Raw genomic sequence first — 14,262 nt, 5'->3', positions numbered from 1 at the left:
GTGAGGCCCTTCCTCCTGCTGTGCGCCGGCCGCCGTACACCCTGCTCAGGGCGTCGCGGGCCGGATGCCGTACCCACCGCGGGCCGCCCGCGGCCGGCGGTGGGAGCGGCTAGGAGCTGATGTACGTCAGCACCGCCAGCACGCGACGGTGATCAGCGTCACTCTGCGACAGACCCAGCTTCATGAAGATGTTGCTCACATGCTTCTCGACGGCGCCGTGGCTGACCACGAGCTGCTGGGCGATCGCGGAGTTCGTACGCCCCTCCGCCATCAGCCCCAGCACCTCCCGCTCGCGCGGGGTCAGCGCCGCCAGTACGTCCTGCTTGCGGCTGCGGCCCAGAAGCTGTGCGACCACCTCCGGGTCGAGCGCCGTACCGCCGCGGGCGACACGGACCACCGCATCCACGAACTCCCGCACCTCCGCCACGCGGTCCTTCAGCAGGTAGCCCACACCGCTGCTGGAGCCGGCCAGCAGCTCCGTCGCGTACTGCTCCTCCACGTACTGCGACAGCACCAGGACGCCCAGGTCGGGGTGGGCCTGGCGGAGTGCGATCGCCGCCCGTACACCCTCGTCGGTGTGGGTCGGCGGCATCCGTACGTCAGCGACCACCACGTCCGGGACGGAGCCCGCGGCGGCGAGGTCGGCGACCGTCTTCACCAGCGCGTCGCCGTCCCCGACGCCCGCCACGACCTCGTGGCCCCGGTCGGTCAGCAGCCGGGTCAGGCCCTCCCGCAGCAGCACCGAGTCCTCGGCGATGACCACCCGCACCCTGTCCCGCGCGTCCTGTGAGCCTGCGTCCTGCGTGTCCTGCGCACCGCTCGTACCGCTCGCACCGTTCGCGTTCTGCGCCATTCCGTTCCCCCGGCTTCTCGCTGCGGACTGCTCCTAAGGACGTCTGCGACGCGCTCAGCATTCCAGAAGCCGGGCCGCCGGGTCGGGGGACGCAGCAGTGCGGCCGCGGGTTGCCGCCGCCCGGCCCGGGCAAGGGGTGCGGATCAGTCCCGCCAGGGGAGTTCGGCGGTGATGGTGGTGGGGCCGCCGGTGGGGGAGTTGATGATGAGGAGTCCGTCGACGGCGGTGAGGCGTTCGGTGAGTCCTGTGAGGCCGGTGCCCGTGCCGGTGGTGGCGCCGCCGTGTCCGTCGTCGGTGACGTGGAGGAGGAGTCGGTCGTGGGTGCGCCAGAGGTCGATGCGTGCGGTGTGGGCGCCTGAGTGTTTGGTGATGTTCTGGAGGAGTTCGGAGACGGTGAAGTAGGTGATGCCTTCGATGGCTTGGGCGGGGCGGGTGTCGAGGTCGACGGTGACGGTGACGTCGGCGGTGCAGCGTGCGGCGAGGGCGGAGAGGGCGGGGCCGAGGCCTCGGTCGGTGAGGATGGCGGGGTGGATTCCGCGGGCGAGGTCGCGGAGTTCCTGGAGGGCGAGTTTCACTTCGCCGTGTGCTTCGTCGACCATGTGGGCGGCTGCTTGGGGGTCTTCGAGGAGTTTTTCCTTGGCGAGGCCGAGGTCCATGGCGAGTGCGACGAGGCGGGCTTGTGCGCCGTCGTGGAGGTCGCGTTCGATGCGGCGCAGGTCGGCGGCGGCGGTGTCGGCCACCGAACCACGATCCGACTCCAGCTCCCGCACGCGCGTCGCGAGTGAGGACGGGCCGAGCAGCCCGAGCACCATCACACGGTCGACCTTGGTCAGGCCCCGCACGACCGCCGGCGTCACCAGCAGCAGCGCCAGCCCGGCCACGGCGGTCCCGGCGAGCTCGGGCGGGCTCTCCAGGTACGTTCCGCCGATCTGCGTGGTTCCGTCGGCCGTCACGCCGTCGGGCCCCACCTGCATGCCGGGCTGACCCAGATAGCGCGGGAAGACCCACTGCCACGCGGGATACAGCGTCAGCCCCAGGCTGACGGACCAGAGGACGACGGAGACGACGAAGGAGAACAGCGCCCACGGGAAGTGCAGCACCGTGTAGAGCAGATGGCGCCAGGAGACGCCGCTGCGCAGCACCGCCCCCACCCACGGCATCAGCCCGCTGCGCCGCTGGAGCGTCCGTACGGGCTCGGGCTCGGCGACCTCGACACCCAGCAGCGCCCTCGCGCGCACCCGCTCCAGGCGCCCGACGGCGCGGCAGCCCAGCAGGCACACGGCGAGGACGGGCACGCCGAGAAAGGTGATCAGCAGGCCCGCGCCCGCCGATAGCGTCGTGACCGCGTACACGAAGTACGCGCACGCGAGGGGCATGCCCGTGACCACGTGCAGAAACTCGAGCCAGGTGCGGCCTTCGAAGGGTGCGCGCAGCACACCGGGCACCCCACGGGGGCGGGGCCGCGCGATGTCGGGTGCGGTGGCCATGGCGTGTACCCGTCCTTCCGGGGTCAGTGGGCGAATGCCGTACGCGCGCCCAGCGTGATGCGGGCCGGGCGCGCGGCGAGCCCGGGTCCGGGGCCCGGCGCGGTCCGGTCCGGTCCCGGTCGGGCCTCGGGGCCTCCCTCGGGCCTCGCCACGGTGCACGGCCCGCGTGAGCCTCCTTCACAGCATCCGCCTCCGGGGTGTGCCGCAGCCATGGCGTGAGCACGCGTCCCGGATCGGGGGTTTACCCCACCCCTGGGTGACGTCCGCTCCGGAGCCCGGAACCCGGAGTGGGGAGTCGGAAGCCCGGGGGCAACGTCCGTGCGTCCGACTCGGGCGTGATCAGCTCGTCGCACCGCAGGCACCCGGCCGGGGAATCCAAGAAGTTCCCGACCGAGCAGGGCTTCGCGGACGCCTAGAGATCGGGGGTGGCGAGGTGGTCTGCTGAGCCGCCGGTCCACTCGAGGATGAGGAGCGTGGCGTCGTCACTGGTGACTCCGCCGCGCCCGCGCTCCAGATCGCGGGTCAGCCTGCGCACCAGTTGGTTGATCCCGGTGCTCAGCGGCGAGACGTGCTCGATGGTGTCGATGAGCCGACTCTCCCCGAACTGCTCACCGCTGATCTTGTGTTCCTCGACGAGGCCGTCGGTGAAGGCGATCACCCGGTCCCCCCGGGCGAGTTGCAGGGTGGAGACCTGCGGAGTGGACCCGCCGAAGCCGATCGGCAGCGCGGGAGGGCTCTCCAGTCTCCGGACCACCCGGTGACCCCGGACGAGCATCGGTGCGGGGTGCCCTGCGTTCACCCATTGCAGGTACCCGGTCGAAACGTTCAGGCGCATCATCTGGCCGGTCACGAACTGCTCGGGCCCGAACTCCTCATCCATGGCGGCGTCCATGAGCGTGTACAGGTCCGCCAGCCCGACATCCGAACGTCGTGCATACCGGTAGGCACCCATGGCGAGAGTCGCCAGCATGGTGGCGTTCAGCCCGTGCCCCATCGCGTCGATGATGGCCATGTGGAGGATGTCGTCGTTGAGGGCGTAGTCCAGGCTGTCCCCGGCGACGCTGTACGTCGGCTCCAGGGCGCCGGCGACGGCGACTTGCGGGGTCGTCATCGACAGCGGGGGAAGCAGCTCGTACTGGATCTCCGCAGCCATGCTCATCGGCTGGCCCTTGCGCCGGGTCTCGAAGAACTGGTCCGTGTAGTTGTTCTTGGTGACGATCATGTCCGCGGCCAAGCCCGCCAGCCGCCCGAGGAGCCGCAGGGCCTCGGGCCCGACGGTGTCCAGGGTGAGGGAGAGGACGCCGACTTCCTCGCTGCCGTTCAGCATCGGCAGATGCATACGTACCCCGTCGGCCTGCTGCTCCCGCTGCGGTCGTCGGCTCAGGAACGCCTTCCCCGGGAGGGAGCCGTCTACAGCCACCGGCTCACCGACAGTGAGCCCACGGCCCGGGAGGGGCACCAGCGTGCGCTGTTCGTAGTCCTGGAGATGGATCGAGACGTCCCGGCCGCCGATCCTGGTGACCTCTTCCGCCACCAGCGGAGCGACGAGCTGCGGCGGCATCTCGTGGGCACGGTCCAGCAGCTGCCCCAGCAGCCGCTCGCCGAAGCCCTCCGAGAGGTCCACCGCGACCCTGTCGCTGTTCTTCCGGGGCTTGTCCACAGCAGCGCCCACCTTCCCGCCTGCGCAGTAGCAGCCGCTCACCCGATGGTCGCCGACGAGGTTCCCGGCAGCTCACGCACATGGGCCAGTCGGGTGACCGGCAGCAGTGACGCGGCACCGCCGCCGCGGTCACTCCGCGTCGCTTCTCCATGAGCCCGTACGACCCGTACGACCCGTACGAGCAGGGCGGGTCGTCGACCCGTACGAGCCCCTACGAGCAGGGCGCCCACGCTCGCGTGGCCACGGGAGTCCCGGCCGGGCCGCTCAAGGTGATCCGGAAGGAACGCCTTGGCCCTCCTCGCGCCAGGGGAGTTCGGCGGTGATGGTGGTGGGGCCGCCGGTGGGGGAGTTGATGATGAGGAGTCCGTCGACGGCGGTGAGGCGTTCGGTGAGTCCTGTGAGGCCGGTGCCGGTGCCGGTGCCGGTGCCGGTGGTGGTGTTGGCGCCGCCGTGTCCGTCGTCGGTGACGTGGAGGAGGAGTCGGTCGTGGGTGCGCCAGAGGTCGATGCGTGCGGTGTGGGCGCCTGAGTGTTTGGTGATGTTCTGGAGGAGTTCGGAGACGGTGAAGTAGGTGATGCCTTCGATGGCTTGGGCGGGGCGGGTGTCGAGGTCGACGGTGACGGTGACGTCGGCGGTGCAGCGTGCGGCGAGGGCGGAGAGGGCGGGGCCGAGGCCTCGGTCGGTGAGGATGGCGGGGTGGATTCCGCGGGCGAGGTCGCGGAGTTCCTGGAGGGCGAGTTTCACTTCGCCGTGTGCTTCGTCGACCATGTGGGCGGCTGCTTGGGGGTCTTCGAGGAGTTTTTCCTTGGCGAGGCCGAGGTCCATGGCGAGTGCGACGAGGCGGGCTTGTGCGCCGTCGTGGAGGTCGCGTTCGATGCGGCGCAGGTCGGCGGCGGCGGTGTCGGCCACCGAACCACGATCCGACTCCAGCTCGGCGATGCGCCGCTCCAGTTCGTCCGAGGGCGAGAGCAGGGCACGTACGAACGCGCGGTCGACGTTGGTCAGGCCGCGCGTCAGCCACGGCAGCACCGGCCAGGCCACGACCAGCGCGGGCAGCGTCAGCCCGAAGGTGAGCCAGTCCCAGGGCAGCCTGACGAAGAAGTAGAGCACGTGCCGCCAGGCCACCGAGTCCTTCAGCCGGGTCCATACCCAGGACAGGAACCCGCGCTCACGCGCACGCGGCGGGCTCGGCTCCTCCACGTGCACGCGGAGCAGCTTCCGCGCCCGCGCCCGTTCGAACCGGCCCAGCGGGCGCACTCCGACGAGCGTGATCGCGAGCAACGGCAGGCCGACGAGCGTGAAGGAGAGCGCCGCACCGGCGGAGATGAACACCGTGACGTAGACGAAACCCAGCACGCCGACCGGCAGGTTGCTCAGCAGATGGACGATCTCGCGCCACGTCTGCGCACCGAGCGCCGGCCTCGTCGGCGGCGGAAGACGTTCGTCATGGGGTTCCCCGGCACCCGGAGGGTGTGCGCTCGCGGTCATGCGCCAAGCCTGCCGGGTGACCGGGGGTGGCGCCATGGGGTCCGGCGGGGGGCCGTGGTGGGGACAACCCCACCACGGCAAGGACCGCACCTCGCGCCCGTGCGCGCCAACCTCCGTGCACGCCGCCGCCGCTGCGCCACAACCGCCGCGCACCACCACGCCCGTGCACGCCACCGCACGCCAACGCCCGTGCACGCCAACGCCCGCGCACGCCAACGCCCGTGCACGCCAACGCCCGTGCACGCCAACGCCCGTGCCTGCGCGAGTCGCAGACACGGGCGTCGTCGTCACGTGAACGAAGCCGTACGGCCGGGCGTCAGCCCAGGTCGGCCGCCGCCTTCTTGATGTCGGCCGCGAAGGTGCTCACCTCGGTGTAGACACCGGGCTTGCCCTTGCGCGCACAGCCCTCGCCCCAGCTCACGATGCCGACCTGGATGAACTCGCCGGCCTCGGTCTTGCGGAACATGGGGCCGCCGGAGTCGCCCTGGCAGCTGTCGATGCCGCCCTCGTCCATGAAGCCCGCGCAGAGCTCCTCGCCTTCGACGAGCTCGGAGTAAGCGCCCTTGCAGGTGGCGTCGTCGACGAACGGCACGGTGGCCTTGAGCATCTTCTGCTGCTGCTCGCCGCCCTCCTTGTCCGCACCCCAGCCGGCGATGGTGAAGTCGCCGTTGTTGTTGGAGTCGTCCTCGGCGATCGGCAGGGTCTCCTGGTCGATCGGCTCGGCGAGCTTGATCAGCGCCCAGTCCTTGCCGGTGCCGTCGTAGCCCGGGGCCTGGAGGACCTCCTTGGACTTCACCTCGACCTTGTCGGAGTCCTCGAGGTCGACGACGCCGCCGGTGGCCGTGATGCTGTCGTTCTCACCGCTGCCGTCCACGCAGTGGGCGGCGGTCAGGACGACGTCCTTCTCGAAGAGTGCACCGCCGCAGCCCATGGACAGCCGGACCATCCACGGGAACTCGCCCTTCTCCGCGGGATCGCCGCCGACGATCTTGGCGCTGATGTCGTCGGAGTGCTGACGGATCTCCGCGGAGGCCTTCGTGGACTTGGCACCGTCCTCGCCCGCCATGGCCGCGCCCATCGGGGCCAGGCTCACGGCGGCGAGCGCCACGGCGGCACCGGCTATGAGTCTTGCGATCTTCTTCCGCTGCATCTGCACGGGTGTTTCCTCTCGTGGGGGGTTACGCGCGTAGCCCGAGGGAGACACACCAAATCGCCGTGCAAATCCGGGAATTGAGTGGCCCCCGACAAGCGTTCGGCGATTCTCGTCCGGCCGCGCACGGCATGGCAAGAGGCGGTTTCCGGCGGCAACGACCCCATACAGGGGCACATGCGGCAAGGAATCGGCTGTCCGGTCCCGCCGGGTGAAAGGTTGCGCGCACGCCCTAGACTCCCCTGCGTACCAAGCGCTGGACGCATGACGCGGAAGGCGTGGTGAAAGTCGCCCACGGTGCGCCCGGCTCGTGGTCCCAGCCGCCGGCCACCGCACCGCGAGACATCGGGATATCGACACAGCGAGCGGCTAGCAGCCGGTGAGTGAGAAAGGGCAGACGTGCCGGACTATTTCCACGGCTATTCGGTCGTCGGGCTGGTCGCGGTGGTCGGAGTGCTCTTCGTCGCCGTGGCCTTCGGGGCCGGACGCCTGCTGAGGCCTGTGGTGCCGACCCGGGAGAAGTTCCTCACGTACGAATGCGGAGTCGACCCGGTCGGAGAGGGCTGGGCCCACACGCAGGTCCGCTACTACGTCTACGCCTTCCTGTATGTGATCTTCGCCGTCGACTCGGTGTTCCTCTTTCCCTGGGCGACGGTCTTCGCGGCACCCGGATTCGGCGGCATCACGCTGACGGAGATGTTCGTCTTCCTGGGATTCCTCACCGTCGGCCTGCTGTACGCGTGGAAGAAGGGCGTCCTGGAATGGACGTGACGAATACGGGGCGAGGCCCGGTGGACCTTCCCGACCCGGCGCCGTCGGCGGCATCCGGGGCCGGACCGGTGCCGGCGAGGAGGCTCGGCGCGCTGGCGAGACTCGCCCCTGAACCGATGAAGGTGATCCTCAACTGGGGCCGCCGGTACAGCCTCTGGGTCTTCAACTTCGGACTCGCCTGCTGCGCCATCGAGTTCATCGCCGCTTCGATGGCCAGGCACGACTTCATCCGCCTCGGCGTGATCCCCTTCGCGCCCGGGCCCAGGCAGGCGGACCTGATGGTCGTCTCGGGCACGGTCACCGACAAGATGGCGCCCGCGGTGAAGCGGCTGTACGAGCAGATGCCCGAGCCGAAGTACGTGATCTCCTTCGGGGCCTGCTCCAACTGCGGTGGCCCGTACTGGGATTCGTACTCCGTGACGAAGGGCGTCGACCAGATCATCCCCGTCGACGTGTACGTGCCCGGCTGCCCGCCCCGGCCCGAGGCGCTGCTCCAGGGCGTGCTGAAGCTCCAGGAGAAGATCGCGCGGGAGTCGACGGCCGAGCGGTACGGGCGCTCCACCGGGCCGGAGTCCGGCGAGGGCACCGCGCGCCGTCCGTCGGCCGCCGCGCTGAAGAGCGGCCTGGTGACGCCGCCGCCGGCGAAGGACGCGGACACCGGCGGGGAGCCGGGCCGAGCACCGGAGGAGGGCGACGGCCGGTGACAGGGCCCGACGAGGCGAGCGGGCCGGACAAGCCGCGCGAGGCGAGCGGGCCGGACAAGTCGCGTGAGGCGAGCGGGCCGGACAAGCCGCGTGAGGCGAGCGGGCCGGACAAGCCGCGTGAGGCGAGCGGGCCGGACAAGTCGCGTGAGGCGAGCGGGCCGGACAAGTCGCGTGAGGCGAGCGGGCCGGACAAGTCGCGTGAGGCGAGCGGGTCGGACAAGTCGCGCGAGGCGAACGAGCCGCCTGGCCGGGCGGACGGGCCGGACCGGCCGGACGGAGCGCCGGCCCCGCCCGGAGAGCAGCCCGTACGCGAGCGGGACGAGGCGGCCGTACCTGCCCTGCCCGAGTCCGCGACGGCACCGGCGGGCTGGCTGCCCGACGGGGCCGAAGCGCTGTTCGGCGAGGGAGCCCGGGCCGAGGAGGCGTACGGCCTGCTCACCGTCGACGTGCCCTCCGCTTCCTGGATTCCCGCCCTGGAGACGGCCCGTGACGGCCTCGGATGCCGCTTCTTCGACTGGCTGAGCGCCGTGGACGAGCCGGGCACCGGCTTCCAGGTGTGTGTGCACGTCGCCGCGCTGCCGGACGCGGGGCGGCCCGGCGGTGGCCCCGTGCGCCGGCTGCTGCTGCGTACGACCGTCCCGCACGAGGCGCCCGAACTGCCCACGGCGACCGGCGTCTTCGCGGGTGCGGCCTGGCACGAACGCGAGACCCACGAGATGTTCGGGGTGGTCTTCACCGGCCACCCGAACCTGACGCCTCTACTGCTGCCCGAGTCCTTCGAAGGGCACCCGCTGCGCAAGGACTTCGTGCTCGCCGCACGAGTAGCCAAGGCGTGGCCAGGCGCGGTGGAGCCCGGCGAGTCGGCCCACGGCGCGCCGAAGCGCAGGCAGATGCTGCCGCCCGGCGTCCCGGACCCCAACGAGTGGGGCCCGCTGAAGGGGCAGCTCCCGCCAGTGCCGTCCCGGCCCGCCCGCGGCCGCGCGGGGCGTGCGGGCGCGGGGGAGCGCCCGGCTCGGCGTGCGCGTTCGGCGAGCGCGGGCTCGGCGAGCCAGCGCGGTGCGGGGGAGCCCGGTGCCACGGAGCCCGGTGCGGCCGGGACCGGTACGCAGCAGCCGGGGCAGCCCTCCGAGCAGCACCCGGACCAGGCGCGGGACGAGACGCAGCGTCAGGCCCGGGACCGGGCGTCTGACCGCACGCAGGCCCAGGACCAGGCCCAGGACCAGGCCCGTGAACAGGCTCGCGACCGGGCGGCGGACGGTACCCAGGCGCAGCCCGCGGAAGAGAAGCGGACGCCGGGTGCGTCCGGTGCCTCCCCCGCCTCCGACGCGCCGTGGCACGATGCCCGCCCGGCCCCGCGCGACAGCGGGGCCGGACGTGACGCGAGTGACGGCGACCGTGACCGCGACGGCGGAGACGCCGCCGGCGGATCCGGTGACGGGCAGACGGAGGAGGGCGCCTGATGGATGCGGCAGATGTCCTCTGGCGGCTGCTCGCCGTGCTGCTGGCCTTCCTGCTGCTTCCGCTGATCGTCGGACAGGCCGAGCACAAGGCGATGGCCCACATGCAGGGCCGGGTGGGCCCCATGTACGCGGGCGGCTTCCACGGCTGGGCCCAACTCGTCGCCGACGGCGTGAAGTTCGCGCAGAAGGAAGACATCGTGCCGAGCGGTGCCGACCGCCGGGTCTTCCAACTGGCCCCCGCCGTCGCGCTGTTGCCGTACCTCGTCGTGCTGATCGTCATCCCGGTCGGGGAGGGCGACGCCGTCGGCCAGGTCGTCGACGCCGGCGTCTTCTTCGTGCTCGCCGTGATGGGCGTGGGCGTGCTGGGCTCGCTGATGGGCGGGTGGGCCTCCGCCAACAAGTTCTCGCTCCTCGGCGGGCTCCGCACCGCGGCGCAGCTCCTCGCCTACGAACTCCCGATGCTGCTGGCGGCGGCCTCCGTCGCGATGGCCGCGGGCACGCTTTCCCTCCCGGGCATCCTGGACGCCTGGCAGTGGTGGTGGCTGCCGTGGCAGATCATCGGCGGGCTCGTCTTCTTCACCGCCGGTCTCGCGGAGCTCCAGCGGCCGCCGTTCGACGCCCCCGTCGCCGACTCCGAGATCATCTTCGGTGCCTACACCGAGTACACGGGACTGCGGTTCGCGCTCTTCCTGCTCGCCGAGTACGCGGGCATCGTGGTGCTCTCCGCGCTGACCGCCGTGCTTTTCCTGGGCGGCTGGCACGGCCCGTCAGCGGGTGAACTCGGCTGGGTGTGGACGCTGCTCAAGACGGCGCTCCTCGCCTTCGTCGTCATCTGGCTGCGTGTGAGCTATCCGCGGCTGCGTGAGGACCAGATCCAGCGCATGGCCTGGACCGTGCTCGTACCGCTCGCCCTGTTCCAGATCGCCCTCACCGGCGTCGTCAAGGTGGTGATCCAGTAATGCCCGTGCCCGGCTCCGGACTCGCCAAGGGCCTGGCCGTCACCCTTCGTACGATGACGCGCCGGTCGGTCACCGCGCAGTACCCCGACTCCCTGCCCGAACTGCCGCCCCGCAGCCGCGGGGTGATCGGGCTCTTCGAGGAGAACTGCACGGTCTGCATGCTGTGCGCCCGCGAGTGCCCCGACTGGTGCATCTACATCGACTCGCACAAGGAGACGATGCCCGCCGCCACTCCCGGGGGGCGCGAGCGCAGCCGCAACGTCCTCGACCGCTTCGCGATCGACTTCGCGCTGTGCATGTACTGCGGCATCTGCATCGACGTCTGCCCCTTCGACGCGCTGTTCTGGTCACCGGAGTTCGAGTACGCCGAGACCGACATCCGCGACCTCACTCACGAGCGGGACAAGCTGCGTGAGTGGATGTGGACGGTGCCGGAGCCGCCCCCGCTGGACTCCGCGGCCGAAGAGCCCAAGGAGCTCGGAGCGGCGCACAAGGCGGCGGACAAACTCGCGGCGCAGCAGGCCGAGTCCGCACAGGAGTCCGCGACGGAACCCGCAGGGTCATCCGCGACGGAATCCGCCCAGGAGGCCGGGACGGGCCCCTCCGGTCCCTCGGCGCACTCCGGTCCCTCGGCACCGTCCGGGACGGAACAGGACGAGCAGGAGGGCGACCGGTGAACTTCGCCGCCGCGGCCGCCCATCCCGGGTTCCTCTCACCCACAGGGGTCGAGATCGTCTTCGTGCTCGTCGGGCTGGCCACCTTCGGCGCCGCGCTCGTCACCGTCACCACCAGGCAACTCGTGCACGCCGCCCTGTGGCTGGTGGCGGCGCTCGGAGGGGTCGCCGTCGAATACCTGCTGCTGACGGCCGAGTTCATCGCCTGGGTCCAGGTCCTGATCTACGTGGGCTCGGTGGTCGTACTCCTCCTCTTCGGGCTGATGCTCACCAAGGCGCCGATAGGGCCCTCGCCCGACGCCGACTCCGGCAACCGGTGGATCGCGCTCTTCGTCGCCGTCGTCTCGGCGGCGACCCTCGTCACCCTCGTCGTCGACGCCTTCCGCACCACCTGGATCGACCTGGACGTACCGGCGAAGGGATCGACCCGGGTGACGGGCGAGGCACTCTTCCGCGGCTGGGTGCTTCCGTTCGAAGCGCTGTCCGTACTGCTGCTCGCGGCGCTCGTCGGTGCCATAGTCCTCTCCCGGAGGGCGGCGCCGGAGAAGAAGCAGGAGGGGCAGCGCTGATGCATCTCGCCTACCCGGCCGTACTCGCAGCCCTGCTCTTCTCCACCGGTGTCTACGGCGTCCTCGCGCGCCGCAACGCCATCCTCATGCTGATGTCGGTCGAGTTGATGCTCAACGCCGTCAACCTCAACCTCGTCGCCTTCGACGCCTGGCTCCGCGAGGAGCTCCACACGGGGCAGGCGCTCGCGCTCTTCACCATCGCCGTCGCCGCGGCCGAGATCGGCATCGGCCTCGCCATCGTGCTGCTCGTGTACCGCAGCCGGGGTAGCTCCGACATCGACCGGCTCAGAGACCTCCGCGAGGGCGGCCCCGGCACGGACGGGGACGAAGCGGCGGCCGCCGTCCATGAACCCGGCAGCCACGAACCCGCCGTCCACGGCCGTGACGCGGGCGGGAGAACGAGCGGCACTTCGAGCGCGACGGCAACCACCGACAGCGGGAGGCAGACAGCGTGAGCACCACGACCCTGGCCGCCCTCGTCCCCCTGCTGCCCTTCCTGGGTGCCGTCGCGGGACTGCTCACCGGGCGGCGCGCCCCCGGCTTCGCCCGGCCGCTGGCAGTGCTGCCCACTCTCCTCGCCACGGCGTTCGCCATCACGGTCGCCGTGCGGCAGGGCGGCGGAGAGCCCCTCAAGGCGGCGACCGAGCTCACACCGACGGGCTCCGCCGCCCTCCCCGTCCAACTCGCCCTGCAACTGGACGGGTTCGCCGTACTCGTCGCCGTACTCGTCGGTGTCGTCGCCTCCTGCGTGCAGCTGTACTCGACCGGCTATCTGCGCGAGGACCCGCGCTACGCGAGCTACGCCGCCTTCGTCTCCCTCTTCACCGCCGCCATGCTGCTCGTCGTCTACGCGGACGACCTCATCGTGCTGCTCGTCGGCTGGGAGGTCATGGGCATCTGCTCGTACTTCCTCGTCGGGCACTACTGGGAGACGCACGTCGCACGGGACGCGTCGATCAAGGCGTTCCTCGTCACCAAGCTCGGCGACGTGCCGTTCCTCATCGGCATCTTCGTGCTGGCCACCGAGGCGGGCACCTTCCGCATCAGCGGCATCACCGGCAAACTCACCTCCCAGCTCGCCCAGTTCGAGCTGACGCACCCCACCGTCGTCGCGCTGCTGCTGCTCGCGGGCATCGCGGGCAAGTCCGCGCAGTTCCCGCTGCACACCTGGCTGCCGGACGCGATGGCCGGCCCCACGCCCGTCTCCGCGCTGATCCACGCGGCCACGATGGTCGCCGCCGGCGTGTACGTGGTCGCCCGGCTGCTGCCCGTCTTCGCCGCCTCGGCCGCCGCGCTCGTCGTGCTGGCGGTGATGGCGGCGGTCACCATCGTCGGATCGGCCCTCGCCGCGCTCGCCCAGGACGACATCAAACGCGTCCTGGCCTACTCGACGATCGGCCAACTCGCCTACATGGCCGGGGCGCTGGCCGTCGCCGACCGGGGCGCCGCCGTCTTCCACCTCCTCACCCACGGCGCCTTCAAGGCACTGCTGTTCCTCGCCGCGGGCGTCGTCATCCACGCGGCGGGCACCAACTCGCTCGCAGCCATGGCCCGCATGGGCGGCCTCGCCAAGATCGCGCCGGACGCCTGCTGGACGATGACGATCGGTCTGCTCGCACTCGCCGCCGTGCCCCCCTTCAGCGGCTTCTTCTCCAAGGAGGCGGTGCTCGGCGCCGCGGAGCACGCCGCGTTCGGCGAGGCGCACGGCAGCGGCGTCACCCCGGCCGGGGGCTGGATCGTGCTCGTGGCGGGAATGCTCGGCGCGCTGCTGACCGCCGCGTACGCGACTCGCCTGTGGCTGCTCGCGTTCCGCGGCGAGGGGCCGCGCGAGACGGCCGAGGAACAAGGACGTGAACCGGTCGTCATGAACGCCGTGTTGTGGGTGCTGGCCGTGCCGTCCCTCGCGCTCGGACTCGCCTTCGGCGTGCTGCCCGAATGGTTCGACAGCGAATCCCTCGCCCCCACCCTGCCGACGTCCGTCCTCGCCACCGGCCTGGCCTTCGCCGGCGGTCTGGTGATGTACGCCGCCTGGCGGCACACCACCGCGCTCGCCGCCTCCCGCGCGCCCATGGGCGCCGTGGCCGCACACCCGCAAGGCGACCCGGCCCTCTCCGAGGCCGAGGCCATCGCCACGCACGAACCCGCCTACGGGGACATCGCCTCCGCCCCCGACCCCGCCGACCCGGGACGCCTGCTGCTCGGCCCCCTGCACGAACCGGCCGCGCACGGCTTCCGCCTGGACGCCGTCTACAGCGCGCTGTTCGTGCGCCCCACAAGGGCCGCTGCCCGCCTGGTGCGCTTCGTCGACCGCGAGGTCGTCGACACCTACGTACGAGGAGCGGGCCTCGGCCCCCGGCTGCTCGGCGACCTCGTGCGCCGGACGCAGACCGGCAACACGCAGACCTATCTCGGCGCAATCGTCGTGGGGTCGCTGCTGCTCACCGTGGCCGTCGTCCTCGTCGCCGCCGGAACCGGAGGGGCCTGACA

General features: G+C 71.4%; 13 protein-coding genes. 8 read left to right on the top strand and 5 right to left on the bottom strand.

Annotated elements, in window-relative coordinates; translation table 11 throughout:
• Positions 1–109: 109 nt before the first annotated feature.
• From EV375_RS15270 to EV375_RS15250, 5 genes are all read right to left on the bottom strand, one after another.
• Positions 110–769 carry a response regulator transcription factor gene (locus EV375_RS15270; RefSeq protein ID WP_486588738.1) on the bottom strand — a complete coding sequence of 220 codons (660 nt, stop codon included), beginning with the start codon at positions 767–769 and terminating at the stop codon, positions 110–112.
• Positions 770–996: 227 nt separating this feature from the next.
• Positions 997–2,340 (bottom strand): sensor histidine kinase, encoded by a 1,344-nt coding sequence (locus tag EV375_RS15265; protein ID WP_130299915.1) that lies wholly within the window; start codon positions 2,338–2,340, stop codon positions 997–999.
• A gap of 412 nt (positions 2,341–2,752) precedes the next feature.
• Positions 2,753–4,000 (bottom strand): PP2C family protein-serine/threonine phosphatase, encoded by a 1,248-nt coding sequence (locus tag EV375_RS15260; RefSeq protein WP_486588492.1) that lies wholly within the window; start codon positions 3,998–4,000, stop codon positions 2,753–2,755.
• A gap of 264 nt (positions 4,001–4,264) precedes the next feature.
• Positions 4,265–5,488 (bottom strand): sensor histidine kinase, encoded by a 1,224-nt coding sequence (locus EV375_RS15255; protein ID WP_130299914.1) that lies wholly within the window; start codon positions 5,486–5,488, stop codon positions 4,265–4,267.
• Between the two features lie 316 nt (positions 5,489–5,804).
• Positions 5,805–6,638, bottom strand: a complete 834-nt coding sequence (locus tag EV375_RS15250) for a serine protease (RefSeq protein WP_130301864.1) — start codon at positions 6,636–6,638, stop codon at positions 5,805–5,807.
• 399 nt (positions 6,639–7,037) lie between these two features.
• Here EV375_RS15250 and EV375_RS15245 point away from each other — a divergent pair, with 399 nt between their 5' ends.
• Genes EV375_RS15245 through EV375_RS15210 form a run of 8 tightly spaced genes read left to right on the top strand, consistent with a single transcriptional unit; the run spans position 7,038 to position 14,260 of the window.
• A complete protein-coding gene (locus EV375_RS15245; RefSeq protein WP_130299913.1) occupies positions 7,038–7,409 on the top strand; it encodes an NADH-quinone oxidoreductase subunit A in 372 nt (123 codons plus the stop codon).
• Positions 7,400–8,113 (top strand): NuoB/complex I 20 kDa subunit family protein, encoded by a 714-nt coding sequence (locus EV375_RS15240; protein ID WP_130299912.1) that lies wholly within the window; start codon positions 7,400–7,402, stop codon positions 8,111–8,113. Before EV375_RS15245 ends, EV375_RS15240 begins: the two co-directional genes overlap by 10 nt.
• The gene (locus EV375_RS15235) at positions 8,110–9,573 is read left to right on the top strand and encodes an NADH-quinone oxidoreductase subunit C (RefSeq protein ID WP_130299911.1); all 1,464 of its coding nucleotides are present in this window, start codon (positions 8,110–8,112) and stop codon (positions 9,571–9,573) included. The genes EV375_RS15240 and EV375_RS15235 overlap by 4 nt, the downstream gene beginning before the upstream one ends.
• Positions 9,570–10,532, top strand: coding sequence for a complex I subunit 1/NuoH family protein (locus EV375_RS15230; protein WP_486588737.1), 963 nt, complete (start codon positions 9,570–9,572; stop codon positions 10,530–10,532). The genes EV375_RS15235 and EV375_RS15230 overlap by 4 nt, the downstream gene beginning before the upstream one ends.
• The gene (locus EV375_RS15225) at positions 10,532–11,209 is read left to right on the top strand and encodes a NuoI/complex I 23 kDa subunit family protein (RefSeq protein ID WP_130299909.1); all 678 of its coding nucleotides are present in this window, start codon (positions 10,532–10,534) and stop codon (positions 11,207–11,209) included. Before EV375_RS15230 ends, EV375_RS15225 begins: the two co-directional genes overlap by 1 nt.
• Positions 11,206–11,775, top strand: coding sequence for an NADH-quinone oxidoreductase subunit J (locus EV375_RS15220; RefSeq protein ID WP_130299908.1), 570 nt, complete (start codon positions 11,206–11,208; stop codon positions 11,773–11,775). The genes EV375_RS15225 and EV375_RS15220 overlap by 4 nt, the downstream gene beginning before the upstream one ends.
• Complete coding sequence (gene nuoK / locus EV375_RS15215; RefSeq protein WP_130299907.1) at positions 11,775–12,230, top strand: NADH-quinone oxidoreductase subunit NuoK; 456 nt, start codon at positions 11,775–11,777, stop codon at positions 12,228–12,230. Before EV375_RS15220 ends, nuoK begins: the two co-directional genes overlap by 1 nt.
• Positions 12,227–14,260 carry an NADH-quinone oxidoreductase subunit L gene (locus EV375_RS15210; protein ID WP_130299906.1) on the top strand — a complete coding sequence of 678 codons (2,034 nt, stop codon included), beginning with the start codon at positions 12,227–12,229 and terminating at the stop codon, positions 14,258–14,260. The genes nuoK and EV375_RS15210 overlap by 4 nt, the downstream gene beginning before the upstream one ends.
• Positions 14,261–14,262 lie beyond the last annotated feature (2 nt).

Source organism: Streptomyces sp. CNZ301 (genome assembly GCF_004217425.1).
Note: the sequence above shows the minus strand (reverse complement) of the source record. Positions and strands in the feature narration are given on the sequence as shown.